Source organism: Synergistaceae bacterium, from assembly GCA_031272035.1.
In the GTDB taxonomy this organism is placed as follows: Bacteria; Synergistota; Synergistia; order Synergistales; family Aminobacteriaceae; genus JAISSA01.
Genome location: JAISUO010000043.1, coordinates 1 through 24,715, shown reverse-complemented (window position 1 = coordinate 24,715; position 24,715 = coordinate 1). Strand labels below are relative to the sequence as shown.

At 56.8% G+C, this 24,715-nt stretch carries 21 protein-coding genes; 3 read left to right on the top strand and 18 right to left on the bottom strand.

Annotated elements, in window-relative coordinates:
• Window positions 1-210 precede the first annotated feature (210 nt).
• Window positions 211-2,379 (top strand): methyl-accepting chemotaxis protein, encoded by a 2,169-nt coding sequence (locus LBR61_05155; GenBank protein MDR1731463.1) that lies wholly within the window; start codon window positions 211-213, stop codon window positions 2,377-2,379.
• A gap of 76 nt (window positions 2,380-2,455) precedes the next feature.
• On the opposite strand, the gene LBR61_05150 is transcribed toward LBR61_05155, so the two are convergent.
• The 15 genes from LBR61_05150 to dctP all read right to left on the bottom strand — a co-directional run bounded on the left by LBR61_05150 (window position 2,456) and on the right by dctP (window position 18,933).
• Window positions 2,456-3,085, bottom strand: a complete 630-nt coding sequence (locus LBR61_05150) for a radical SAM protein (protein MDR1731462.1) — start codon at window positions 3,083-3,085, stop codon at window positions 2,456-2,458.
• A 157-nt stretch (window positions 3,086-3,242) separates the two neighbouring features.
• On the bottom strand, window positions 3,243-4,877 hold the full coding sequence (gene groL / locus LBR61_05145; GenBank protein ID MDR1731461.1) for a chaperonin GroEL: 1,635 nt from the start codon (window positions 4,875-4,877) through the stop codon (window positions 3,243-3,245).
• 33 nt (window positions 4,878-4,910) lie between these two features.
• Window positions 4,911-5,201 carry a co-chaperone GroES gene (gene groES, locus LBR61_05140; protein MDR1731460.1) on the bottom strand — a complete coding sequence of 97 codons (291 nt, stop codon included), beginning with the start codon at window positions 5,199-5,201 and terminating at the stop codon, window positions 4,911-4,913.
• A gap of 170 nt (window positions 5,202-5,371) precedes the next feature.
• Window positions 5,372-6,382 carry a tRNA (adenosine(37)-N6)-threonylcarbamoyltransferase complex transferase subunit TsaD gene (gene tsaD / locus LBR61_05135; protein MDR1731459.1) on the bottom strand — a complete coding sequence of 337 codons (1,011 nt, stop codon included), beginning with the start codon at window positions 6,380-6,382 and terminating at the stop codon, window positions 5,372-5,374.
• On the bottom strand, window positions 6,375-6,980 hold the full coding sequence (locus LBR61_05130; GenBank protein ID MDR1731458.1) for a hypothetical protein: 606 nt from the start codon (window positions 6,978-6,980) through the stop codon (window positions 6,375-6,377). Before LBR61_05130 ends, tsaD begins: the two co-directional genes overlap by 8 nt.
• A gap of 185 nt (window positions 6,981-7,165) precedes the next feature.
• Complete coding sequence (locus LBR61_05125) at window positions 7,166-7,786, bottom strand: DUF4125 family protein (protein ID MDR1731457.1); 621 nt, start codon at window positions 7,784-7,786, stop codon at window positions 7,166-7,168.
• A 38-nt stretch (window positions 7,787-7,824) separates the two neighbouring features.
• A complete protein-coding gene (locus LBR61_05120) occupies window positions 7,825-8,754 on the bottom strand; it encodes a DUF4037 domain-containing protein (GenBank protein ID MDR1731456.1) in 930 nt (309 codons plus the stop codon).
• Window positions 8,751-9,701, bottom strand: coding sequence for a tetratricopeptide repeat protein (locus LBR61_05115; GenBank protein ID MDR1731455.1), 951 nt, complete (start codon window positions 9,699-9,701; stop codon window positions 8,751-8,753). The genes LBR61_05120 and LBR61_05115 overlap by 4 nt, the downstream gene beginning before the upstream one ends.
• A gap of 2 nt (window positions 9,702-9,703) precedes the next feature.
• Entirely contained in the window at window positions 9,704-10,885 is a 1,182-nt protein-coding gene (locus LBR61_05110) for an NAD-dependent malic enzyme (protein MDR1731454.1), read from the bottom strand.
• Between the two features lie 33 nt (window positions 10,886-10,918).
• Window positions 10,919-12,304, bottom strand: a complete 1,386-nt coding sequence (gene fumC, locus LBR61_05105; GenBank protein ID MDR1731453.1) for a class II fumarate hydratase — start codon at window positions 12,302-12,304, stop codon at window positions 10,919-10,921.
• An 86-nt stretch (window positions 12,305-12,390) separates the two neighbouring features.
• Window positions 12,391-13,320: a glycyl-radical enzyme activating protein gene (locus tag LBR61_05100; protein ID MDR1731452.1), complete on the bottom strand. Its 930-nt coding sequence runs from the start codon at window positions 13,318-13,320 to the stop codon at window positions 12,391-12,393.
• A gap of 69 nt (window positions 13,321-13,389) precedes the next feature.
• A complete protein-coding gene (locus tag LBR61_05095) occupies window positions 13,390-15,936 on the bottom strand; it encodes a hypothetical protein (GenBank protein ID MDR1731451.1) in 2,547 nt (848 codons plus the stop codon).
• A gap of 65 nt (window positions 15,937-16,001) precedes the next feature.
• Entirely contained in the window at window positions 16,002-17,324 is a 1,323-nt protein-coding gene (locus LBR61_05090; protein ID MDR1731450.1) for a TRAP transporter large permease subunit, read from the bottom strand.
• Window positions 17,321-17,821 (bottom strand): TRAP transporter small permease subunit, encoded by a 501-nt coding sequence (locus LBR61_05085; GenBank protein ID MDR1731449.1) that lies wholly within the window; start codon window positions 17,819-17,821, stop codon window positions 17,321-17,323. Before LBR61_05085 ends, LBR61_05090 begins: the two co-directional genes overlap by 4 nt.
• A 104-nt stretch (window positions 17,822-17,925) precedes the next feature.
• Window positions 17,926-18,933 (bottom strand): TRAP transporter substrate-binding protein DctP, encoded by a 1,008-nt coding sequence (dctP, locus tag LBR61_05080; GenBank protein MDR1731448.1) that lies wholly within the window; start codon window positions 18,931-18,933, stop codon window positions 17,926-17,928.
• A 446-nt stretch (window positions 18,934-19,379) separates the two neighbouring features.
• Here dctP and LBR61_05075 point away from each other — a divergent pair, with 446 nt between their 5' ends.
• Complete coding sequence (locus LBR61_05075) at window positions 19,380-20,084, top strand: Crp/Fnr family transcriptional regulator (GenBank protein MDR1731447.1); 705 nt, start codon at window positions 19,380-19,382, stop codon at window positions 20,082-20,084.
• Window positions 20,085-20,159: 75 nt separating this feature from the next.
• Here LBR61_05075 and murJ read toward each other — a convergent pair whose 3' ends face one another.
• Complete coding sequence (gene murJ / locus LBR61_05070; protein MDR1731446.1) at window positions 20,160-21,716, bottom strand: murein biosynthesis integral membrane protein MurJ; 1,557 nt, start codon at window positions 21,714-21,716, stop codon at window positions 20,160-20,162.
• A gap of 104 nt (window positions 21,717-21,820) precedes the next feature.
• Here murJ and LBR61_05065 point away from each other — a divergent pair, with 104 nt between their 5' ends.
• The gene (locus LBR61_05065; protein MDR1731445.1) at window positions 21,821-22,327 is read left to right on the top strand and encodes a hydrogenase maturation protease; all 507 of its coding nucleotides are present in this window, start codon (window positions 21,821-21,823) and stop codon (window positions 22,325-22,327) included.
• A gap of 23 nt (window positions 22,328-22,350) precedes the next feature.
• On the opposite strand, the gene LBR61_05060 is transcribed toward LBR61_05065, so the two are convergent.
• A complete protein-coding gene (locus tag LBR61_05060) occupies window positions 22,351-23,571 on the bottom strand; it encodes a hypothetical protein (GenBank protein MDR1731444.1) in 1,221 nt (406 codons plus the stop codon).
• A gap of 147 nt (window positions 23,572-23,718) precedes the next feature.
• Window positions 23,719-24,579: a MurR/RpiR family transcriptional regulator gene (locus LBR61_05055; GenBank protein MDR1731443.1), complete on the bottom strand. Its 861-nt coding sequence runs from the start codon at window positions 24,577-24,579 to the stop codon at window positions 23,719-23,721.
• Between the last annotated feature and the right edge of the window lie 136 nt (window positions 24,580-24,715).

Here is a 24,715-nt window from a genome sequence, read left to right as displayed (position 1 = left end):
TAAATATTTTAACAATGAGATAAGTATTTATACTTAAAAATTAATACATAAATCACGTAAATGTAGTGAAATGGAAATTTTCGCCTTCATTTTTTCTTTATCAATCTTTAGAGACTGTCTGGTGTAGGAATTTTATAGTAAACTGAACGGCAGAGAATTTAATAAATTATTGTTTAAAATAAATACTTGTTTATTGGGGAGATGACTGAAATGTGGCGTAACTTCAAAATTAACTTTAAATTGTTAATTGGTTTTGGGCTTCTTCTGATTGTGTTCGTCCTGGCGGTGTGCGTGACGTGGCGATACACGATGATCACCAGAGGGAGAAGCGTTTTTCTCGCGAAAGAGGTTGTTCCCGCAATGATCGAAACCACGCAACTGGAGCGGAGTACCTATGAATTGTTCATGGCGATGCGTCAGATGCGCTACGAGGAAAGCGAGGAACTGTCTCAGACGGTCAAATCGGGAATGGCCGAGGTCCGGAGCGTTTTGGATGACATCAAACAACTGGGGGTCACTTATCCGGAGATGCAGACCCCGAAGCGTGTAGCGGAAAATTTCACTCCCGCTTATGATTCCTATTCGAAAACGGTGGAGCAGTCCATGGCCGCCTCCGTGAAAAAAACTCAGAACTGGGCAGGACTTGTGAAGGTTGGCGACGATATGACCAACGTGGCCAACGACGTCATCAAAGCCCTCTTCGTCGGGATGGACAAGGCCATCGAGGCGGGTGACCAGACTGAGCAAAAAGCCCGTATGGACTGGATTCGTTCGGGAGTCGAAGTTGCCGACACCGTACAGACCCTGCGCCGTAACGTGCAGAAAAGCATGGTGGAAAGCGACATAAAAGGAATGGAAGGCACCATTGAACTGCTCAACGCCATCGAGAAAAACTGCGCCTATCTGACCTCCATCGCCACCACGCCTCAAAACAGGGATCTTGTCAAAAAGATGAACGACGCCATCGAACTCTACAAAACATATCTGAGCGATTACATCGAGGCCTTCAAGTACGTCGATAACCAGAACACCGTTCGCCGGCCTCTTATGGTGACCCTCAACGACCAGGGCACGGAGGTCACCAAATTCGCTCAGAATACCGTTGAATCCATTGCGGAGGAGACTGTCGCCAACCTGGATCAGGCTATTTTCATTCTGATCTGCGCGACGGTCATCGCCGTGATTATGGGTGTGGCGATCGCGATTTTCATTTCCCGCAGCATTGCGAAGCCCCTGTCCACCATCGTCGCCCTGTCCAAACGCGCCGGTGAAGGGGACCTGACGGTGGCGCGCGGGGATTTCCACTATGAGGGCAAGGACGAACTGGGTGTGCTGGCAAACGGGATTTCCGCCATGATTTCCATGCAGGAAGGCGCTCTGCAGGAGGTCGTTTCCGTGGCGAGCAACCTTGCGGAAAGCGCCGGCAGCCTGTCTGCCATCTCCGAGGAAACCAACGCGTCCATGGAAGAGGTCAAAGCCTCCATCGACCAGGTCTCCGCTCTCAGCGAGAACAACAGCGCGGCTCTGGAGGAGTGCAACGCCGGAGTGGAAGAAATGAGCGCAGGAGCGGATACCGTAGCCCAGTCCTCCACGGACAGCGCCGCTTTTATTTCCCAGACCACGGAGGCTTCCAATAAGGCCATCCAAACGGTGAACTCCGTCATCGAGGGAATGCGCAACGTGGACAAAAATTCAAAAACAAGCGAAGAAAAAATTCGCAACCTGGTGTCCTCGGTGGAGAACGTCAGCAGCTTTGTTTCCGTCATCACCGGAATAGCGGATCAGACGAACCTTCTGGCTCTGAACGCGGCCATTGAGGCGGCTCGAGCCGGAGAGGTGGGGCGAGGCTTTGCCGTGGTGGCGGAGGAAGTCCGTAAACTTGCGGAGGAATCGGCCCGCGCCGCCCAGAACGTGAACGGTATCATCGTCGAGCTCCAGAACGGCGCTCAGTCCAGCATCGAAGCCACCACCGACGCCGGACGAATGCTGGGAGAAACCCTGACACGGGCGGAACAGGCGCAAAAGGAGCTGGACAGCGCCCTGAAGGAAATCAACAAGGCCAACGACTCGATTCAGAATATCGCCGCCGTGGCTGAGGAACAGGCGGCCTCCAGCAAGGAAGTGGCCTCGGCCATTGACAAGGCCACGAAGTCCACAATGGAAATGGTGCAGACGATTTCGCACATTCGAGGGGCCAGCGAAGAAACCGCGAAATCCGCCCAGGGCGTGGCGGAGCAGTCCGAGGCCATGAATCAGCATTCGCAGACCCTGATGGGTATTTTGTCTCGTTTCAGGCTGCGAACCACCGCCGCGGCAGCCGCCCCCAAAGCGAAGAGCGTGGTCGCGGCGGCGGTTCCGGGAGCCGCAAAATCCCGGTAATCTTTCATACAAAACCTGCTTTAAAGAAAAGTTCAGGTAACGGTCAACGGAGAAATTCTCTCCTGGAGGACGGGACTTACCATCGCCAGGAGAGAATTTTTTTTCGAAGTTCCGACGCGTCCTTCTGAAGGGGAATACCGGCCAGAAACAGTCCCTGGTCATCCCGCAGCAACTGGAGTTTTCCCTTTTTCATTTTTTCCCATCGGGTGTAACGTTCTCTGTATTCGGGCCGGAAAATCGTCAGAGTCTGATTGGAAGAGCCCTTCCAGGCCGCTTCCGTTTCCTGGCCGAGCCGGAAGGGACCGTCCACAAGGGCTGCTATCCGGACCGGAATTTCCGGGTATCGGGCGAGAAGGTCCGTGACGCTGTACCCGCTGAAAACGAGAACGTCCCGTACCTCCGCTGAGTCAAGTTCTCTCAGCAGTTCCAGAAAGGATGGCGGCTGATCGAAAGGTTCTCCGCCGGAAACCGTCAGGCCGTCGAGGGAGAGCGCGGGGTCGCTGCAGGCGGCTTTGATCCGAGCGGCAAGGTCCTTCACCGGCAGAACCCGCCCGCCTTCAAACGGCCACATTTCCTGGGACAGGCAGCCTTCACAGTGCAGGGAGCACCCCTGAAGCCAGAGCCCGATTCTCGAACCTGGCCCCAGCGTTTTGATGGGATGGTGCAGAAGTCGTATACGAATGGAATGAATTTCAGTATCGATCATAGAGTCGCCGGCCTTTTTCTGCTCTTTTTTTAGTGCACGATTACGCAATCCGCTGTAGTTGAAAAAGTTGAAATGAAAAAGTTGAAAAAGGTAATTGAAAAAGCCGGAGGATTGCCCTCCGGCTCTGTTTCGTTTCAATTTTACAGCCAATCGGCCTCTAATACATGCCGTCCATTCCGCCCATTCCGGGGCCGCCGGGCATGGCAGGCTCTTTCTTCTCCGGCTTGTCGGCGACGATCCCTTCCGTCGTCAGCACCATGGCAGCGATGGAGCCGGCGTTCTGCAGCGCGGAACGGGTGACCTTTACGGGGTCGATGATTCCGGCGGAAACCATGTCGATGTACTCGCCCGTGGCGGCGTTCAGGCCCTGACCCGCCTTGAGGCTTCGAACCTTCTCGATGACCACGTCGCCCTGATAGCCGGCGTTCTCGGCGATAAGGAACAGGGGGGATTTCAGTGCGGTCAGAACGATCTGGGCGCCAGTCCGGATGTCGCCTTCCAGCTTGCCCACAAAGGATTCCAGAGCTGTGGCGCAGTTCAGAGCGGCCACGCCGCCTCCAGCCACAATTCCCTCCTCCACAGCCGCCCGGGTGGCGTTCAGCGCGTCCTCGATGCGGTGCTTCAGTTCCTTCTGCTCGGTTTCCGTGGCGGAGCCGACCTGAATGACGGCCACGCCGCCCACCAGTTTGGCCAGACGCTCCTGAAGCTTCTCCTTGTCGTAATCGGAGGTGGAATCCTCGATCTCCTTCTTGATCTGGGAAGCGCGTTTGCGGATTTCGTCGGAGTTGCCCGCACCCTGGGTGATGGTGGTGTCTTCCTTGGTGATACGGATCTTCTTCGCCTTACCCAGCATGGAAAGCTCGGTGTTCTCGAACTTCAGGCCGACTTCCTCGCTGATGACCTGACCGCCCGTGACGATGGCGATGTCCTGCAGCATGGCCTTCCGGCGGTCGCCGAAACCAGGCGCTTTTACGGCCGCTACCTGCATGACGCCGCGCAGTTTGTTGACCACCAGCGTAGCCAGAGCTTCGCCTTCCACATCTTCAGCGATGATAACCAGGGGCTTGCCGGTCTGCACAACCTTTTCCAGAACGGGAAGCAGATCCTTGATGTTGCTGATCTTGCCGTCATGGATAAGGATGTAGGCGTCGTCGAAACTGGTCTCCATGCGCTCGCCGTCCGTGACCATGTAGGGGCTGATGTATCCCTTGTCGAACTGCAGTCCTTCCACCATTTCAAGAGTGGTTCCCACGGTCTGGCTGTCCTCCACCGTGATGACGCCCTCTTCGCCCACCTTGGACATGGCCTCGGAGATCAGCGCGCCCACAGCGCTGTCGTTGGCCGAAATGGAAGCGACCTGAGCGATCTTTTCCTTTTCCTTGACGGGAATCGCTTTCTTCTTGAGCTCCTCGACGACGAAGTCGATGGCTTTCTCGATCCCCTGGCGCATCTGCATACCGTTGGCGCCGGCCGCGACGTTCTTCATTCCCTCGCGAATAAGGGCCCGGGAGAAAATCGTGGCGGTGGTGGTGCCGTCTCCGGCGATGTCGTTGGTCTTGGAGGCCACTTCCTTGAGCAGCTGGGCTCCCGCGTTTTCAAAGGGATCTTCCAGCTCGATTTCCTTGGCGATGGTTACGCCGTCGTTGGTGATGGTGGGGGAGCCGAACTTCTTCTCCAGCACGACGTTGCGGCCCTTGGGCCCGAGGGTTACGCCGACCGTGTCGGCAACTTTATCAATACCGCGAAGCATTGCGCGGCGCGCATCTTCTCCGAAAGAAAGAATTTTAGCCATAATATGTCTTCCTCCTCCTGCTATAAGTCTGAATTACTTCTCGATAATCGCGAGAACGTCCCGCTCGCTGAAAATGACGTATTCTATGCCGTCCAGCTTTATTTCCGTTCCTGCGTATTTGCTGAAAATGATGCGGTCGCCTACCTTGACTTCTACGGGCAGCTTCTGGCCGTTGTCCAGGACCTTTCCCGAACCGACAGCGATAACCTCACCCTCGGTCGGCTTCTCTTTCGCCGTATCCGGAAGAACGATGCCGCCCTTCGTTTTTTCCTCGCGAGTGAGAACCTTCACTACGATCCTGTCGCCAAGTGGTTTGAGATTCATAAATAATCCCTCCTGAAATTTTTTTCTTTTATATTAGCAGTCTCTTTTGAAGAGTGCTACTGGTTCACGGTTTGGAATAATACTCCCGGAAACTTTTAAGTGCAATACGTGAAATTACGTATTGATGTTTTAAAAAAAGAAAAGAATAATTCTTACATTTTTGAAAAATATTATGTGAGGGGCAGGGAAGGGTCGGGAGACAGATCCGGAGGACTGCAAAGACCTCTTTGGCGGGCGTTGTATCCGGCCATGGCGATCATGACGGCGTTGTCGGTGCAGCGGGATTTCGCCGGAAGCCAGGCTTTCCAGCTCCGGCTTTCCTTCAGAGCTTTTCGCAGGGCGCTGTTGGCCGCCACTCCGCCGGAGGCCGTGACGTTTTTTATGCCGGACCGGTGAACGGCCAGAGCCACTTTTGAGACCAGCGCGTCGGTGACGGACTTCTGGAACGAGGCGCTGAGGTCGGAAAGAGGCAGGTCTTTTCCCTCTTCTTTCAATTTATTGACCTTCCAGAGCAGGGCGGTCTTGAGGCCGCTGAAGCTGAACTCGATTTTTCCGCTGTGCTTCAGGGGGATGGGGAAGTCGAAGGCGTCCGGATTGCCGGTTTGGGCCAGACGGTCGATTTCGGGTCCTCCGGGGTAGGGCAGGCCCATGATCTTTGCGGCCTTGTCGTAAGCCTCTCCCGCGGCGTCGTCCCGGGTTTCCCCCAGGAGGGCGTATTTGCCGAAGGCTTCGACCCGGATGATTTCTGTGTGTCCGCCGGAAGCGATGAGCGAGAGAAAGGGCGGGGTCAGCCCTTCGGCGTCGATGAGAGGCGCGAACATATGGCCTTCCAGATGGTTGACGCCGATGAGAGGGACGTTCCAGGCCCGGGAAAGGGCGCGGGCCGTCTGCACTCCCACCATCAGGGACCCCATGAGACCGGGTCCCCGGGTGACGGCGATGAGGTTCAGGTTTTTTCCTTCGATTCCGGCCTCTCTCAGGGCCGCGTCCACCAGAGGCAGGATATTTTCGAGGTGTTTACGGGCGGCAAACTCCGGAACCACACCGCCGAAGCGGGCGTGGTCCCCGATCTGGCTGGAGAGCAGTTCCGCCGCGATTTCCCGTTCTCCCCGCAGAACGGCCACGGCCGTGTCGTCGCAGCTCGTTTCGATCCCCAGGGTGAGAAAATCCCGTTCACTCATTTTTGGGCGCTCGCAGCGTCGCGGTCGCGTCGTCGTACTGAAGCTCCAGGTCGCGGCCGTTTTTCAGCGCCGGAACGCAGACTGCCAGAGAGCCCTCTCCCTCCGGCGGCAGTTCTTCGAGGTCCTGATATTCTTCTTTGGTCAGAATATCCTCTTTTGTGACCTGATAGCCGTTGACGATGAGCTTCGTGGGGTCGAAGGTCCAGGTTTTGAGGGCTCTGTAGTTCAGCACGAGGATGTCGCGTCCCTTCACCTTTGCCCGCCTGTCCTTAAAACGGCTGAAATAGTAGCTGAGGTTTTCCAGAACCCATTCGTCCACGTCGGAATCGCGGTCCGCCTCCCTGGCGAAAGAGCGCGGAAGCCAGGTCACGTCCAGCTGCGCCCGGGAGTACAAAATGACGTCTCCCAGACTTTGCCCCTCGATCCACAGCGTCGCCGTGTGGGCGGCCAGACGCTTCTGCCAGGCCTTGGAATTGTGGGCCTCCGCCCCCGGCACGGAAAAAACGGCAAAAAAAAGCAGGGAAAGGACAAAAAGGAGAACGGTAAAATTGAACCTGTATCTTCTCTGCTGACGCCGGGAGTTTTTGATGTCTTTCATTGTCGAAGTTCCTCCTTAAATATTTCGGCTCAGGCAAAATGTCCGGCGACAGCTGTCAAAAACTGTCCGAATGACGCAAAGTAACGAAGAAAGAGTCCCCCGAACTCTTTTCCCCCGACAGGGGACGCCCGAACAACACGTCCATTATACCGCCGCTGGCAACCCCTTTCACAACGGGGATCGTTTCACGGCGATTCAGAAACGGCCAGAAATTCCTCCAGCGCCTCCAGGGATTTGTGACCGTATTTTCGCGCCGTGTTTTCCAGGATCATGCAAACTATATTTTGCCCCGACTCCCGCAGCTGCGTCATATAACGCTCATATTCCTCAAGGGTGCGCTCCGAACAGGTGGAGAGCTCTCCCAAAAGATACGTTTCCGTCGACGTGCAATCCGTCCCATCCATCGCGCCGCTTTTGGGACGTCCTCTTGCGATCGTCAGGGGAAAACGGCGCGCCGCCTCCTCGAAGCGTTCGAGATGCTCGTCGACAATCCCGCGCACCAGTTGTTTTTTTCGATCGGACAAAAAAGGCAGCGCGCTTTTTATTTTTTGAAATTCATCCGGCGCGGTGTACTCCATCATATACGCGTATTTTTCAGTCAACGGGTTCCGCCCCTGCCTCTCCGCTTCCAGAAGATCCGAAAGGCAGGAACTGACAAGCGCATCGCTCCAGGCTTCGAACTGGCTGCGGCGCATAATGTCAAACGTTTCCCGATCGTCCTGACAGTCCGCTCTTCCCGAAACATTGCGCACTTTATCGAACATTCGCCATTCTATGTCGATGATACGGTCAATTTTTGACTGCAAGACTTACCTCGCTTCCTTTATATTCCGTTATATTCCGTCTATTCCGCCATAACGTGCATCCGCCGAAGCGTATCGTCGCGGATTCGCTTCACGATTTCCGGGGCCTGCGCCGCCAGAAAAGCGTCGTCGATGTCCGTCAGATTTTGGGCTCCCAGAGCTTTGACGACGACGATGCAGATGCTTTCAATGAGGGCCGTTTTTCGCTCCGGTGAGGTCGAGCTTTTGCAAAGTTCTGACAGCAAGGCGAAAACCTCCGGGGCGACGGTCATGTCCTTCAGCCCGTGATGCGCCCATTTGTAAAAAGGCATGTATTTCCTGTTCAAAAGGTACACCATGGAACAGGCCGCCTTTATGAACTCCGCCAGGGCGGCGTGGGCGGCCACTTCTTCCCCCCGCCGCAGGCAGCGTCCATAATTGTACTGCCCCGCCTGCGCCATCACCGCGGCCCGCGCGGCGATTTTTTTCAGACGGACGTCTTCCGGGTAAAAGGCCAACAATGCTTCGCGTATTTTGGAAAATTCTCCTGATTCATCGACGAAAACCGCTCCGCTCGTGGCGGCTGACAGGAAACTCTCCGGTATTCTCCGCCACTGTTCCAGCGTTGCCGGCGCCTGGGCGAGACCTGTAAACCTGAGGTAAAAGCTCGAAATTCGCATGGCGGAAAGGCGCTGCTCTCCATAGCTGCGGGGATCCCGCGTCCGATACCCCATGAAGCTGTCCGGAAGCTCCATGTACGCCGCCCTCAGCGCGGCGCCGATTTTTTCCTCGTCCTCATCCGTCAGCCACATGCAGAAGCCGGGGCCGAAATCATGGTCCTGAGACACCAGGTCGTCGTACCCGAGGCAGTCGGACCCCTCTCCGGCGAGACCGCAGGCTATGCGGCTCCGATAGGCCGGGAACTTCGACTCCAGCATATCCCGACCGTGCTGAAAATAGAACTCCCGCGCCAGTTCCAGACCCCTGATCATGGCTTTCGCTTCTGAACCCGCAGTTCTTCCAACTCCCTGAAAGCGTCTTTCGTGGTTTCGTTCTCTTTGCCCCAAATTTTTAGAAATATTTCATAAGCCCTTTCCATGTACCGGGTCGCTTCGTCCTGTTGCTCCAGACGCTGGCACAGGCGCGCCATGTTCCGGCACACGCAGCCGTACTCGGCGTTCTCCGCGGAGACCTTTCCGATTATCGACAAAACCGTTTCAAGGGTTTTCCTGGCCTCTTCGAACTGACCGTCCGCCGTCTGAAGCGCGCCTTTGGCGTTCAGCGCGGCGGCGTAGTGCGCGTTATCCTCCGGCAGAGTTCGGAAGATGCCAAGCGCCTTCTCCAGATATTCCCGGGCGTAATCCATTTTTCCGGTCTGCTGGCAGATGCCGGACAGGTTGACGTAAGTCGTGGCCAGTTCTTCCTTCAGACGCGGATCGGTTTCAAGAAGCGCCGCGGCGGACCGCAGGCAGTCGAGGGAACGCTCGTATTCCTTCCTGTCCCGATAGAGCAGCGCGATGTTGTTCAGCGCTCCGGCGCGAAGATACGCGCCGTCTTCCTTCAATTCACCGCGGACTTCCAGTTCATCATAGATTTCAATCGCGCGGCCAAAGGCGTCCAGCGAGGCGTCGGGCTCTCCCATCATACGATACGTCCCCGCCATATTGCCGAGGTTGACGGCGTACTGGGAGGAGCGCGGCCCCCAAAGCGATTCGATCACTTTTTCCGCCGCCTTGTGCGCCCGCAGAGAGTCCTCGTAGCGGCTCACGCCGCGATAATACCCGCCCAGTTCGCTCAGGCACATCAGGTACTCCAGGCTCGGCTCACCGTCCCGAAGGCTGCAGGCCGCCGCGCGGTCGCTCAAAAAACGCTCGACGGCGTCCGGCTGTGAGGCGTAAACGTCGTCGAGCTCCGCGTAAAATCGCTCCTGTTCGTTCACCGTTACAGCCTGGCGACACCGGTATCCCTGGCGGCCTGAGCTACGGACTCCGCCACCACGGGAACGACTCTCGGGTCCATCGTCTCCGGAATGATCCGCTCCGGCGTCAGCTGAGAGTCCGGAATCAGGCTCGCTATCGCGTAAGCAGCCGCCAGCTTCATCTCCTCGTTGATGGTTTTCGCCCGAACGTTCAGCGCCCCCCGGAACAGTCCGGGAAAACCAAGGCAGTTGTTGATCTGGTTCGGGAAATCGCTGCGGCCCGTGGCTATCACCGCGGCTCCTCCCGCTTTCGCCTCGTCCGGAAATATCTCCGGCGTGGGGTTCGCCATGGCGAACACGATCGCCTTCGGCGCCATGCCCTTCACCATATCAGCCGTAGCCACTCCGGGGCCGGACATCCCCAGAAAAACGTCCGCGCCCTTCAGCACGTCCCCCAGACTTCCCTTCTCTCCGTCCTCGTTGGTCTCCTGGGCTATCTCTTCCTTCGCCCAGTTCATGCGGTTTGTGCGGCCTCTGTATACGGCCCCTTCCCTGTCGCAGAGAACGACCTTTTTCACCCCGGCCGTTTTCAGGAATTTGCAGGTCGCGATTCCGGCGGCTCCGGCTCCCGCGATGACCACTTTCACGTTTTCTGTCTTTTTGCCCACGACCTTCAGAGCGTTCAGCAGCCCCGCCAGCACGATCACCGCTGTCCCGTGCTGGTCGTCATGAAACACCGGAATGTCGCAAATTTCTTTCAGCTTTCTCTCGATCTCGAAGCAGCGCGGCGCGGCGATGTCCTCAAGGTTGATTCCCCCCAGCGATGGCGTGATGAGCGCCACCGTCTTCACGAAGTCGTCCACGTTCTGCGTCTTGATGCAAATCGGGAACGAGTCCACGCCGCCCAGGTTCTTGAAGAGGATCGATTTCCCCTCCATCACCGGCAGCGCCGCCTCCGGACCGATGTCCCCAAGGCCCAGCACCGCGCTTCCGTCCGTGATCACCGCCACGATGTTCCCCTTCGAGGTCACTTCATAGATCGCGTTGGGGTCGCGCCCGATCTCCCGACAGGGCTCCGCCACGCCGGGCGTGTAGGCCAGGGAGAGCTCCCTCATGGTGGTGACGGGCATCTTGCTCGCCAGAGCAATTTTGCCCTTCGTCATCCGGTGGAGGTACAACGATTCCGTGTAGACTGCTTCTCTCATTTCACTTTCTCCTTTTATTTGTTTTATTGTTTTTTACTTTTTCAACGGCGTGGGATGGCACATGGCCTTCAAATCCATGTATCGGTCGAACTGCTCGCCCGTCAGGAAGCCCAGGGCAATGGCCGCCTCGCGCAGGCTCGATTTGTCCGCGTGGGCCTTCAGGGCGATCTTCGCCGCTTTGTCGTAACCGATGTGAGGATTCAGAGCCGTCACGTTCATCAGGGAATTGGAAACATAACTCTGGATTTTTTCCACGTTTGCCTCGATGCCCGCCGCGCAGTTCACGCGGAACGACGCCATGGCGTCCCCCAACAGCCGGGCGGACTGGAGGAAGTTGTAGTTCAGCACCGTCATGAACACGTTCAGCTCGAAGTTGCCCTGACTGGCCGCCATACCAACGGCCACGTCGTTGCCCATCACCTGAACGCATACCATCGTCAGGGCTTCGCACTGCGTGGGGTTGATTTTCCCCGGCATGATCGAGCTGCCCGGTTCGTTGGCCGGAATGGTCAGCTCGCCCAACCCGCAGCGGGGCCCCGAGGAGAGCCAGCGCACGTCGTTGGCGATCTTCATCAGGTCGGCGGCCAGGGCTTTCAGCGCCCCGTGCGCGAAAACCAGCTCGTCCTTGCTGGTCAGGGAGTGGAACTTGTTGGGCGCGGCGCGGAAATTTTTTCCCGTCAGCCTGGAAATCTCCTCCGCCACCGCCGTATCGAACCCCACGGGCGCGTTCAGCCCAGTTCCCACAGCCGTTCCTCCCAGCCCCAGATCCAGAAGACAGTCCCTCGCCAGAGAGATCATTTGCTCGCATCGCTCCAGCATACGCGCGTAGCCGCTGAATTCCTGCCCCAGAGTCAGAGGCGTGGCGTCCTGGAGGTGTGTGCGGCCCGTCTTGATGATGTCGGCGAACTGTTCGGACTTTTCGGCAAGGGTTTCCTTCAGGGCCCGAAGCGACGGAAGTACGTGATCTTCCAAAGCCAGGACGCCGGTGATGTGCATGACGGCCGGGAAGGTGTCGTTGGAGCTTTGGGACTTGTTGACGTGGTCGTTGGGGTGAATCTTCTTTTCTTTAAGGATTTCGTTGGCGCGGTTGGCTATGACTTCGTTGAGGTTCATGTTGCTCTGGGTGCCGCTGCCCGTTTGCCACACGGAAAGAGGGAAATGCCCGTCCAGCTTTCCCGCGATGATTTCGTCGCACACCGCGGCGATGGTGTCGGCCAGAACGGGGTCGAGAACGCCCAGGCGTCTGTTGGCCAGGGCGCAGCCCTTTTTCATCAGGCCAAAGGCATGGATGCTCTCCTGCGGTATTTTTTCAACGCCGATTTTGAAGTTTTCGTAACTTCTCTGCGTCTGCGCGCCCCAGTACTTATCCGCCGGCACTTTCACCTCGCCCAGCGAGTCCTTTTCAACACGGTATTCCATTCCTTTTTCCTCCATTTTCCCTGGAACACCCCCAGATATGCTTTTTTGATCTTCAAGATAGAATTTTCTACTGCCAACAGAATTTTCTACCAGACGCCTCCGATTGTACATCGTTTGTTCGAGCGCGCGAGAGCCAGATCGCGAAGCCGCATCAGATATTCGTCCGTCTGTTTCCCGACGCCATTATATATCCAACGCTCGCCGAGGGCCTCATACTTGGATACCGGAAAGACGTTAAAAGGCAGGAGATCAAGGCCGGCGACGCGCTCCAGCGGGGCGATGAATTCCGCGGTTTGAGCGATGTTTTCCTCGTCGTCGTTAAAGCCGGGAATCAGTGGAATGCGCACTACGATTTCGTGCTCGAATTTTTCGTTGAGCTGTTTGAAATTGGACAAAATCTGCTCGTTGGGGATGCCGGTTCCCCATTGATGCTTTTCGGAATTCATGTGTTTGATGTCGGCCATAATGAGATCGCAGCGGCTCGCCACCTGCCATACCAGAGGCCAGGGCGTCGACAGGCTCGACTCTATGGCCGTATGGATGTGGTCATCCTGGCAGCGCTCCAGCACTTCCGCCGAGAAATCCGGACGACACAGCGGCTCCCCTCCGGTCAGGGTGACGCCGCCGCCGGATTCCTGCTGGTAAAAGGGCTTGAATTGAGACAGCCTGCGCCACAGCTCCGCGGCCGTTATGCTGTAGCCCACGACCTTATAACATTTTTTGGGGCAAACGTCGACGCATTTCGAACAGGTTACGCCCAGACACCTGTTTTTTTCTATTCTCTGGAAATCGTCCTTCACGTTCACGGCTCCCGCGGGACATTCCTTCTCACAGGCTCCGCAGTGGACGCAAAGGCTTTTGTGGAACCACAATTCCGGCTCGAATCCCAGATTTTCGGGGTTTTGGCACCACTTGCACCTGAGGGTGCAGCCCTTCAGGAAAACCAGGGAGCGCGCGCCGGTGCCGTCATGTACCGCGTATTCATCTATAGTTTTGATAATTGCCGTATGGGACATGCCGATTCTCCGTCAGTGAGAAACAAGAAGAACGGCGGTTGCCCGCCGCTCCTCGTTTAACGTAAAGGGTCACAGGTTGTGGTGTTCGACGCGGCGTATGACAGTATCCTGCACGGCGGTGGGGATTTCCACGAAGAAGGCGTTGTAGCCGGAAATTCTCACCGTGAGGTAGGGGTACTGTTCCGGCTTCTTCTGCGCGGCGTGCAGGACCTCGTTGTTCACGAAGTTGAACTGCATCTGAGTCTGTCCCTGCTCCATTGCCGTCCAGCAGAAATCCGTAAACTTCTGCAACCCGGCCTTGTCGCCCAGCGTGGTGGGGTCGAGGCGGTCGTTGTAAATCCACGCTCTGAACTTGGCCTGATCGACCTTGAGCGAGGAGAGCAGCCTGGACCAGGAACCCGACATGTCGAAGTCGGAGTGCGGATTCAAACCGCCGTCGCACAGGGTTTCTCCGCGTTTTCTGCCGTTCGGCGCGGCGCACATGTAAGGCGCGTACTGCCAGATCAGGCTGATGGGCAGGATGTTCGGGTAGACCGGATAACCTTTGCGGTCACGGGTTTTGGTCTTGTGTATTTTGTACACGTCGTTGACGGCGCGCACCATTACGGCGTCGGCATAGTCGTCGTTGTTTCCGTATTTGGGCGCGTTTTTGAAATCCTGTCTCATGGCGTCGTAACCCACCCAGTCGGCCTCCAGCGCCGTGATCAGCTCTTTCATGGTGTACTTCTTCTTATCGTACACCAGGCATTTGGTGGCAATGAGGCTGTCGATGATGTCCACCCAGCCGACCATCCCCTGGAAGCTGAACTTCGAGGGCGTCGGGTCGTTGAACATGTCGAGGCCGGACTCCAGGCAGCACTCGTACAGCAGGCTGCCGAAGGGCTTGCGGCACATTTTTTCGAACTCCTCAAAGCACATGTTGCGCAGCCGGACTTCCGTGGTCACCAGCCATTCCCACTGCTTCAGCCAGGCCTGATAGAATTCCTCAAAGTCCTTAAATTGGGCCGGATCGCCCGTCTCGATGGAGTGGAACCACTCGAAGCCGGGTTCGGGGTCGCGCCCGTTGAACAGGGCGAACTCTATCGTTTTTTCGACGCCCACCTGAGCCACTTCGCGCTTCGCGGTTCCCTTGGAGTCCCCCTGAGGGCCGGGGGTGTTGCAGCCCACGATGGCGTAGTCCCGGGCCTGCTCAATGGACAACTCGCCCGGGCAGTGATCCAGCATGGTTTCGATGGCTTTGACGTCGTTGCGGATGCTGGGGTTGCCCAGACCGCTGCGGATGACTTCGCACACGCGCCTGAAGTCGTCCTTTCTGGTCCCGGGGAACCAGCGGTACTTGAGGTCCGGGTAGTGCAGGCGATATCCGTCCCACACGTCCAGGTACACGTCCGTCAGAGCGTTGTGAGCGTTGTGCCCCAGCCTGTCCTGACCGCCGAGGGTGTACACGCTGTAGTCCCTGGAGCCCATGCCGGCCTTCGCCAGGCTGCCGAAGCGCCCGCTGAAACCGGAAACTTCGTGCATTTTGGCGGCGTCGCAGCAGACGATCTCGGCCGCCGTGACGCGATCGAGGGTTTTGTCCTCGATGACGTCCTTCTCGTACCAGGGCCAGAGAAGCTGGTCGGGGCGGATCGTCTGGTTGTGGGAACTGGATTCGATATGGCAGGACACCAGGCGTTCCAGCCATTCCAGCTGAGCGGCTTCCCAGAACGTGCGCGGCCTGTTTTCGGAGACCCATTCGCAGTTCTCGGCGGCTTGCAGCGCGATTTTTTTCGCCTTCTCCGTGGGCATCTTTGGGGCGAGCTTTCTGGCCTCGGCCGCCAGACGTTTGACCCAGCGCACCACGGCCTCGCCGGAGATGACGCTGGCCTGACAGTTGACGATTTTTTCCTTCAGCGCCTCGGCTTCTTCGCCGGTCGCCGTTTCAAGCTCCTTTTCAAAGCGGAGTTGGCTCTCTTTTTTGAGCTCGATGAGCTTTCGGAACCCGTTGTCCAGCACCCAGGCCCGGTCGGGATTGGAGCGGCCGGCGCCGGTGCCGCAAATCTCCATGTACCGGCAGGGGGCCTCCGGGCAAAAATACATGTGCTGCTCGAACTCCGTCATTTTCGGACCGACGCGAAGGCTCATGGAGTACTTTTTGGCCACGCCGTTGCGCAGTTCTTCAAGGGAGGCCGGATCGTTGAAGGGAACCTTTTTGCCGTCCTGCCACACGAAAATCCTTTCGGGCACGTATTCCCAGGCTTTTTCGATGTTCTGCCAGGCTTCGCTCAGAGGGTCGAACAGAATGCCGTGCTCGTCGCCGCAGCACATGCCCAGAAGCATGGCGTAGGGCCTGATTTTGATCACCTGGCTGTCCAGGTACTTTTCCGTCGCTCTGGCGACAAAAATCGCGGGAGACATGTCCGGGTCCTCGCGGTAGAGGTCGGCCAGAATCTTTATCCTGGACGCGTCCACATAGGCTTCTTTGTCGGAAAAATAATCCGGAAGGTCCACCTGCACCTTGTCGGCGATCTCGCTTCTGAACTGCCACATTTCCGGCGTTACCACCGCCCAGCCTCTCTCGGTGGGCGAGTTTGGAGTTCCTACTGTTTTGGATGCTTCAGCGTAATCCACTTCCATTTTATGATATAACCTCCTTCATTGATTATCATTCTTTATTGATTCTTTAGTGACTTTATTGAGTATCACCTGGCTATGCCCAGGAACAGGTTGGGCAGCCACAGAATGATTTGCGGAAAGACGATGCACAGAGCCAGACCGACGGCATACAGAAGCACGAAGGGAATGATGGATCTGTACATGGCCGTCGTGGGGATTTCCTTACCCACAATGGCCTGCAGGTAAAAAATATTCGGGCACATGGGCGGAGTCAGCGCGCCTATCTGCAAATTCACGACCACGCATACGCCGAACCAGATCGGGTCCAGGCCAAGCTCCACGACGATCGGCAGGTAGATGGGCACGGTGATCATCAGCAGCGCGGCGGGGTCCATGAGACAGCCCCCGACGAAAAACGTGAACATCATCACGGTGATGATGGCCCAGGGCGCCATGTTCAGCGAGAGCACGAACTCCCTGATGAGGTCTGTAGCGCCCATGGCGTTGAAAATTGCGGAAAAGCAGCTGCCGCCGATGATGATCCAAATGACCATGGAGGAAACGGTGACCGTCCTCAGGCACGCTTTCGCCAGATAGGTCCAGCTGAACCGGCGGTGCAGGATGGTGCATATCAACATGCCGAACACGCCCAGCGCGGCGGCTTCCGTGGGAGTCGAGATCCCTCCGAAGATGGACCCCAGGACGCAGAAAACGATCAGAAGGGGCAGAGCCACCGCCCTGAGAGATTTAATTTTCTTTGACCAGTCTCCTCTTTCCTCCGGCGGCAGGGCGGGACCCAGTTTGGGATTGATGGCGCAGCGTACGCCGATATACAGCATAAACAGGCACGCTATGAGCAGACCGGGCATGACGCCGCCAATGAAAAGCCGCCCCACGGAGGCGTTGGACAGCGAGCCGTAGATGATCATCATGGTGCTGGGAGGAATGAGCTGCCCCAGGCCTCCTCCGGCGGCGATGGCCCCGCAGGTGAGCACCTTGTCATAGCCCCGTTTGGACATGGAGGGCAGGGCGATGACCGCCATCGTTACCACTGCCGCCGCCGCCACCGCGGACATCGCGCCCATGATGGTGCAGATGATGACCGTGCCGATGGCCAGACCGCCGTTCAGCCCGCCGAACCAGACGTACATCATCTCGTACAGGTCGTCCGCTATGCCCGAGTTTTCCAGAATGCTGACCATGAGCAAAAACAGCGGCAAAGCGATGAGAACGTAGTTGTGGCTTACGCCGAAAGCGCTGGAAAACGCGGTCATCAGGCAGGTCGGTCCCAACAGAAACCAGCCGACGACGAGGGAGATGGATCCCAGCGAGAAGGCGACCGGCAGTCCGGTCAGCAACAGCAGCAACATTGCAATGAAAAGGAGCAGCGCTCCGGATTCCAGGCTCATCTCGCGTCCTTCCCCCTGACCGTGTCAAAATTTCTGACCAATTGGGCGCATCCCTGCAGAAACAGCAGAATACATGAAGCCACAAGAAGAAACTTGTACGGCCAGATAACCGGTCCCCAGACCGTTTCAGTCCTCTCGTTGAAATCCCAGGACATGAGAGCGTCGTCCCAGCCGTACCAGATAATGGCCCCGACAAAAAAGAAGAAAAAGATAAATGTGCAGACGTCCGTCAGAGCCTGCCGTCGGGGAGAAAGCCTCGAAAAAAGGACGTCGATCCTTACGTGCGCGCTCTTTTGCAGGGTATAAGGCGCGCCGAGAAACATCGCGCTTCCGAAGGCGAACGTGATTGTCTCCTGAAGCCAGAAGACGGTTTCGTTGAACACGTAGCGCATGGATACGTCCACCACCATACCCACCGCGCAGTACGCGACGAGCGCTGCGGCCAGATAAGCGGCTGCGCGGCTGATCGCATCGACAGCACGCAACAGAAATGTCATCTTAAATCCCCTCATTTCCAGTTTTTGGAAAACCTGGCGGAGCTGAGCAGAGCCGCGGCAGACGGCGACCCTGCTCAGATTTCGGGTGTTTCTGCCCGGCTGGACTACTTTTTATAATAATCCCGGTAGATCGCGATGCATTTGGCCGCAACTTCATCCCGCGCGGCGACCTTGTCCCAAACCGAGTTCAGTGCGCTGTAGTATGCGGGAAGGTCGGACTCGGGCAGTTCGATGAAGGTCATCCCGTTCGCGCGCAGATTTTTTTCAGCGCTGAAGAGTTCTCCCACGTTGGCGACTTCCCATTCATGCCATTCCTCGTACGCCGCGGTGATTTTGTCCTGCAGTTCCCTGCCGAAGGAATCCCACAGTTTCTTGTTCATGAGCACGGTGCAGGTTCCGGCGCCCAGGGCCACCGGGTGCACGACGTATTTGGCGATCTCGTAATGCTTGCCGTCAACCGCGCCGTCCAAGCCCTGCAAAGTGCCGTCGATGACCCCCGTGGCCAGAGCGGAGTAGACGTCCGACTTGGGAAGGTTGACGGGGTTGCCGCCCAGAGCGGCGACGGCGTTTTGCTGCTCGCCCGAAGCCCGTATTTTGAGCCCCTTCAGTTCGGAGATGCTTTTAATCGGGTTCTTGAGGACCAGCGCCTGACCGTCCGGGCCGACCATGCACTCGCCGAAATAATGCACGCCCCGCTTGTCGTATTCCTCGCGGAATATCTTCACGAGCTCGGGACTCCGGAGAAGTTTGTCGCCGTCCTGAACGTTCTTGTAAGAGCCGGGAGGGCCCGACTGAACGACTCCTATGGACATCGTGCCGCTCCAGTATCCGGCGCTGCACACGGTCATATCGACCTGCCCCTTGGCGGTGGCCATGAAAAGCTGACCGTCCGGAACCAGCATACCGGCGCTGTAGATTTTGATTTTGACCTGACCGTCGGTATACTGTTCAATTTTTTGAGCCAGGTTTGAATAGATAGGATGATCCAGGGGACTGTTGGGGTTTTCGGGATGCTGGAGCCTGAGTTCGTACGTTTTTGCGTTCGCGTCGTCAGCGGTGAAGACCATTGCGAGCAATACCGCGCATACAATAAACAGCGTTTTGAATCTCATGCAACTCTCCTCCTGAATATGTGACTTTTCGTCGTTCCTTTTGTATTTGCCTTACGTCGACAGTCTGCGGAGAAAGTCCCTTGTAATACAACTTCTCAATACGACACCCTGTAAAATCGCCTCCTCGTGTTAAATATCGAAATGCGGCGCCCTTCTTCAGACAAGGCTCTGGACAGGGCTTTGGATAATAGAACGAACCTTAATTTAACGAATTTAGAATAATCAATCGGCTGTTAAACAAAGCGTAACAGAATCAAAAGGCGCGTTCCAGTAACCTGCGCTACACCTGTTGCACAGACAGGGAAGACGAAAAATCGTTTTTGTTCTCTTTTTATGTAGTTTGCATTGCATGTGTTCATCTGTTACACATGTTACAATATAAAGAGATGCGTACAGGCCAGCACAGTCGAGCGAAGGAATGAAGAGCGAGGAATGGAGATCTGCAAATGAGTCAGAGCCGGATTCCTGAGAAAGCTTCCGACACGGATTGCGTCACGCGCCCTTCGTCTGTTCTGAAAGGAATGGAGCGGTTGGAACGACTGGGTTCCGACAGCGCCGTTCCAAAGAATTTTATTGTCATTGAGCCGGGAGTCGTGCCGGATTGCTGTTACGTCGTAAAAAAGGGGCGGGTCATCGTTTTTGACTACACGCCCCACGGAGAGGCGCGGGTTTACGATCTTATGGAAGAGCGTTCTCTTTTCCTGGAGGCCAATCTGCTGACGAACACGCCGTCATACGCTTATTTCAAAACAACGATGCCCTCCGAGCTGGTGTGTATCGGACGGGAGGCGCTGCTTCTCGCCCTGCGGGAAGATCCGGCTCTTATGAGCGGCGTTATCGAGTCCATAGCGTACAAGTTTCTCTCGTCCGTGGACCAGATAAAACAGAGCAGGTCTTACACCACCACCTGGAAAGTATGCAACCTCCTGCTGACCTTCGCGGATCGCTTCGGCGCTCCTTACGACGGGAAAACTCTCATTCGGGAAAAGATCAGCCAGAGAATGATCTCGAACTTTTTGGGGATAAACCGCGTCACCACGGTGCGCATCTTCAAAGACCTCAAGGATTTGAACCTCATCGAACAGATAAATGGTTATTACTGCATCCGCGACACGACGAAGCTGAAACAGCACATGAAAAGCATCGGCTGAAGGCGCTTTTCATGACGCCGGCCGCGCCTCGCGTCGGGTTTGGACCGGACATCCGCCGTATTCACGTTCTCTGTTTCACTTTGATGAAGTTCCTTTCCTGAAAAGCGCGCCTTTGATCCACTGCCACTCTTCGAAACGCAGCGTCAGAGTGGACAGAACGTAGACGAAGACGGCCGCCAGTACGGCGCCGAAACACCAGGCCGCCCGCAGCGACAGCCTGATGTCCGTCTCGTAGGGAAGAAAGGTTTTGTACAGATAAAGGGCCACTGCCATCAAGGCGAGAGAAAGGGTTGTTTTGAATATCCATTTTTTTGAGAGAATGCGTGAACCCAGGGAGCTCCCAAGTTTTTGTCTGATGAAAAAAAGCCCCAGCAGTCCGGAAAGGGTGAAGGCCACACTGGGGGCGAGGGCCAGAGCGCCGTATCCCATGGGGAACATGAGGGCAAGGGACAGGAACGCGGTGCAGCCGACGCTGAAGAGCGTCATCGTAAAGGCCGCCCGGGGCAGGGTCAGAGCGTAGAGGCCCCGCATCACCACAGTGGAGCAGGCCATGCCGGGAAGGCCGAGAACGCTGAGAACGAGAGCCCGGGATGTGGCGTTCCAGGCCTGTTCTCCAAAGGCGCCCCGAACGAAGGTCACGTGAACGAAGGGGCTGGAAATCATGACGAGCCCCACCGTGGCGGGGAGGACGATAAAAAGGGCGAAACGAAGGGCTTCGCTGACAGCCGCAATGAACTCGTCAGGGCTCTGAACCCGGGAAAGCTGCGGCAGAACGGCCTGAGATATGGCGATGACGAAGAGACCCAGAGGAAGCTGGACGATGCGGTTGGCGTAGTTCAGCACGGAGATGCTGCCCTCCTCCAGAAAAGATCCCAGCATCCGGCTGATGACGGGATTGACCTGGTTCAGGGACAACCCGGCGGCGTAGGGGAGGAACAGGAGCATCATCTTTCGAAGCTCCGCGTCGGAGAAGTCCGGACGCTGGGGATAAAGCGCCGCTCCGATATGACGGCTCCAGATCCACTGGCTCAGAAAATGGAGACTTCCGCCCAGCAGGACGGCCACCGCCAGACCATGAATGCCCAGGTGACGGACCAGAAACGCGGCGCTGAGGATGAAGATCAGGTTGCTGAAAGCCGGGGCCAGTGCAGGCATGAAAAAAGACCCCAGGCCGTTCAGGGTCCCCATGACCAGCGCGGCCATGGAAATCAGAAAGAGGAAGGGGAACATCCATCGCGTCAGACTGGTGGCCAGCCGCGCGGTTTCCCCGTCGAAGCCCGGAGCCATGACGAAGGTCAGCAGGGGAGCTCCCAGAACGCCGGCGAAGGCCACCGCCAGAGATGCAAAGATCAGAACGCTCATGGCCTGACGCGCCAGAGAGAGCGCCCGGGAACGGCTTTCAAGAAGGGCTTTGGAAAAAACGGGAACGAAGGCTGCGGAAAGAGCCCCCTCCGCCACGAGCTGGCGGGCCAGATTGGCCAGGGTGTAGGCCACGTTGAAGGCGTCAATCTGTCCCGAGGCCCCGAAAAACGCCGCCGTCACCACCTCCCGCAGCAGTCCCAGAATGCGGCTTGCAAAGGTTCCCATCATCATCAGCAGAGCATGGCGAACCATGCGCGAAGATTCCTGCAATTTTTCGGCCTCCAAACAGGTGCATCGGCGTTTCCTGCATAATTTCTAATGATACACTACTTTGGAGTGCGAGATCGAAAGTATTTTGCGGGATTTTATTTTACATGGAAAATATGGGGAAAAAAGTGGAACAGCACAAAAGAGAACAGGAAAAACAGGAGCTTCAGATTTGGGGTCTGGGCAACCCCCTTCTGGGAGATGACGCCGTGGGGTGCGCCGTGGCTGAGAGACTGACGGCCAGAGGGGTCCCGGGCGTCCTGGACTGCGGAACGACGCCCGAAAATTATCTTGCGCCTCTGAGAAGAAAACCCCCCTCCGCGCTTCTCATCGTGGACGCGGCGGACATGGGGCTTCCCCCCGGAGAGTTCAGGCTTCTGACCCTTGAGGAAATGAGCGCCGCGGCGGACTCCTCTCACGGCATCCCCCCTGCGCTTTTGCTGGAACCTTTCCGGGCGTCCATGGAGATCGTCATTATCGGAATCCAGCCTGAATCCTGCCGCATCGGCTCCGCCCTTTCCGCCGCAGTGGAGAGAGCGGCCCGGCTCGTGACGGAGAAGATCGCGGAAGGGCGCTGGAGGGAAATTGAAAAGCTGACGCCGGAAGAGCTTTGACGTTAATCCGCGCGCCGTTGAGACTACCTCAGGATTCTGACGAAAAGCTCCGCCACCAGGGTCGAGGAAACGGTGACGGTGACGAACCCTCCGATCAGCATTTGGGGCAGCATTCGCCGCACCAGAAAGTCATATTCTTCCGAAGAAGAAGATAAATGACGCGCCATCTCATCCACCAGAAGAAAATTGGGGGGGAAACCGAAGAGCGCCGTCAGGGAAAGCGCCACCGCCATGGGAGCGGAATAGCCCAGAAAACGGCCCGCGGCGGCGGAAAAACATACGAGCCCCGCCGTTCCCAGCCCGATGGTGACCAGAAGCGCCGCAATGGAGGATTGCACCATCTGAGGAGTGGCTCCTGCCAGAAATCCCATGGTGTAGGCCGTGATGATGATGATGAGAAAGCTGAAGGACCCCATGCGGGCCATGGGTCTTCGGTCCAGAATGCCGAACCGGGCCGCCAGACACCCGTACAGGAAGCAGAGCACGAGAGGGTGCAGAGTGTAAGGGGAAAGAAAGGGCAGAGTGTGATCGAAGGCCGTTTTCATGAGGACGCTGGTGGCCTCGGCTGTGAAGGCCGTAATGGAGGCCAGCGCTATTCGGGTGAAGGGCGCCGCATAAATGGAAGAGCGCGGAGGCTCCGCAGCGCCGGGGGATTGTTCCGCCTCGTTCTCGTCCGGCAGCGCCCTCAGCAGTCCGGGGTCGGTCTGTCGGATGTCCAGGATCCGGCGTCCCTCCAGACGCAGACACCAGGCCGTGAGAGGATACCCCACAAACCCCTGGAAGACGTAGATCACCACGGCCAGGACGGCCAGATGGGAAAAGCCCTGCTCTGCCGCCGCCTGCGCCATCATCGTGGCGGAGACGAGGCCGCCGGTCAGGGGAGGCGTCGCCACGACCACCGTTTCCCAGGCGATGATCATCCGTCCGAAAATGAGCAGAAAAGCCACCATTCCCGCAAGGCCGATGATCGAAATGAGGACGGAACGCCACTCCGCCAGAAGTCGGCGAAGGCTGATCATGCTCCCCATCCAAACCACCAACAGCGATGTGGCGAAATGGGCGAGAGGCATTCCCAGTCCCACTTTTTCCACAATATCGGCGGGCATCAGCCCCGACCAGTAGCCGACCAGAAAAAGAAGAGAAATGACAAAAATCGAGGGCAGAATCCCTCCCGTTTTTGTCGAAACGAAATCCCCAAGAGCCAGAAAAATGATGACGACGCAAAAACCTCCGAGAAGAAGCATCTTTTCCCTCCTTTTCCGCAGTGCTGCTTCTATCTTGCGTTCCTGTTTCAACGATAATTTTGTTTAATTTATTATATCTTCCTTCAGGGACTTTCGTTTTGAACGGGTATTCTCCGACCCTAATTCTCAGATCTCAATTTTCAAATCCTAATACCTGAGGCCATAGGCGGGATAATAGACGCGTTCGTCGTTCAGGCCTTCCTTTTGAGCCGCAAGCGCCGCCTGTCCTTCCTCGCCCAGATGAAAGGCCAGGACGGAGGTCAGGACGTGAACCGCGAACATCGGGCCGATCAAACTGCTTCCAAAGGTGGGGGAGGTATCTCCCACGTAGACGGGCAGGCTGGAATAACGGCATATGGGGGCCGCGGGGCTGTCGGTCAGGGTCACGACAAAAGCGCCTTTTTTGCCGATTTTTTCCACGGCTTCCGTCACCTCAATGACGTAACTGGGCAGTTCCGAGACCACCAGCATGTCCCCTTCTTCCACCACCCGCGACTGCTCGATGAGAGACATGGAACCCCGACGCATGAGAACCGTCTTCAGGCCCAGTTCCGTGAAGCGGGTATAAAACCACTCCGCCACCAGCGCGGAAATGCCCCACCCCATGCAGTAGATCGTGGCGGACTTTTTGGCGGCTTCACAGAAGCGGACCATAGCCTCGGGGGGAAGGTTGTTCAGCGTCTCGTCCAGGTTGGCGTGTTCCAGCCGGCAGAGATTTTGGGGAATCCCCATATCGTGAACCTTCTCGGCGATGGCCGAAGGGCTGATCTGTTCCAGCAGGTTTCTTTTCAGCACGTCCTTGAGACTGGCATATCCGTCGAAACCCAGAGTTCGCGCCACGCGGACGAGCTGCGCCTTGGAAACGGAGAGCTTGTTCGCAACCTCGCTGATGGAGCGAAACGCAACCTCCGAGGAGTTGGTCAGAAGATATTCCACGACGCGTCGGGTTTTTGCGGGGAAAGTATCCATTTTCTCTCTTATCAGCGTTTGAAGTTCCTGAGCGTTCATCACGGTATCTCCCTTACTTATGGTGGTTCGCCCTGTACTGCGTGCCGTTAATGGTACGTTTGTTTGACGAAATAAAGAGGACTGGACTCTAGTTTATTTTAGCGTGGATGTTATGTCAAGAAAAAGGGTAAAGGGT

Excerpts from the sequence above, each read along its gene's own strand:
- LBR61_05155 (MDR1731463.1), top strand. The coding sequence starts at position 211 with ATGTGGCGTAACTTCAAAATTAACTTTAAATTGTTAATTGGTTTTGGG.
- LBR61_05130 (MDR1731458.1), bottom strand. The coding sequence starts at position 6,980 with ATGAAAGACATCAAAAACTCCCGGCGTCAGCAGAGAAGATACAGGTTC.
- LBR61_05060 (MDR1731444.1), bottom strand. The coding sequence starts at position 23,571 with ATGCTTCTTCTCGGAGGTTTTTGCGTCGTCATCATTTTTCTGGCTCTT.
- LBR61_05065 (MDR1731445.1), top strand. The coding sequence starts at position 21,821 with ATGGAAAATATGGGGAAAAAAGTGGAACAGCACAAAAGAGAACAGGAA.
- LBR61_05120 (MDR1731456.1), bottom strand. The coding sequence starts at position 8,754 with ATGATCAGGGGTCTGGAACTGGCGCGGGAGTTCTATTTTCAGCACGGT.
- groES (MDR1731460.1), bottom strand. The coding sequence starts at position 5,201 with ATGAATCTCAAACCACTTGGCGACAGGATCGTAGTGAAGGTTCTCACT.
- LBR61_05100 (MDR1731452.1), bottom strand. The coding sequence starts at position 13,320 with ATGTCCCATACGGCAATTATCAAAACTATAGATGAATACGCGGTACAT.
- LBR61_05075 (MDR1731447.1), top strand. The coding sequence starts at position 19,380 with ATGAGTCAGAGCCGGATTCCTGAGAAAGCTTCCGACACGGATTGCGTC.
- fumC (MDR1731453.1), bottom strand. The coding sequence starts at position 12,304 with ATGGAATACCGTGTTGAAAAGGACTCGCTGGGCGAGGTGAAAGTGCCG.
- LBR61_05090 (MDR1731450.1), bottom strand. The coding sequence starts at position 17,324 with ATGAGCCTGGAATCCGGAGCGCTGCTCCTTTTCATTGCAATGTTGCTG.
- LBR61_05085 (MDR1731449.1), bottom strand. The coding sequence starts at position 17,821 with ATGACATTTCTGTTGCGTGCTGTCGATGCGATCAGCCGCGCAGCCGCT.
- LBR61_05150 (MDR1731462.1), bottom strand. The coding sequence starts at position 3,085 with ATGATCGATACTGAAATTCATTCCATTCGTATACGACTTCTGCACCAT.
- LBR61_05095 (MDR1731451.1), bottom strand. The coding sequence starts at position 15,936 with ATGGAAGTGGATTACGCTGAAGCATCCAAAACAGTAGGAACTCCAAAC.
- groL (MDR1731461.1), bottom strand. The coding sequence starts at position 4,877 with ATGGCTAAAATTCTTTCTTTCGGAGAAGATGCGCGCCGCGCAATGCTT.
- LBR61_05110 (MDR1731454.1), bottom strand. The coding sequence starts at position 10,885 with ATGAGAGAAGCAGTCTACACGGAATCGTTGTACCTCCACCGGATGACG.
- dctP (MDR1731448.1), bottom strand. The coding sequence starts at position 18,933 with ATGAGATTCAAAACGCTGTTTATTGTATGCGCGGTATTGCTCGCAATG.
- LBR61_05055 (MDR1731443.1), bottom strand. The coding sequence starts at position 24,579 with ATGAACGCTCAGGAACTTCAAACGCTGATAAGAGAGAAAATGGATACT.
- tsaD (MDR1731459.1), bottom strand. The coding sequence starts at position 6,382 with ATGAGTGAACGGGATTTTCTCACCCTGGGGATCGAAACGAGCTGCGAC.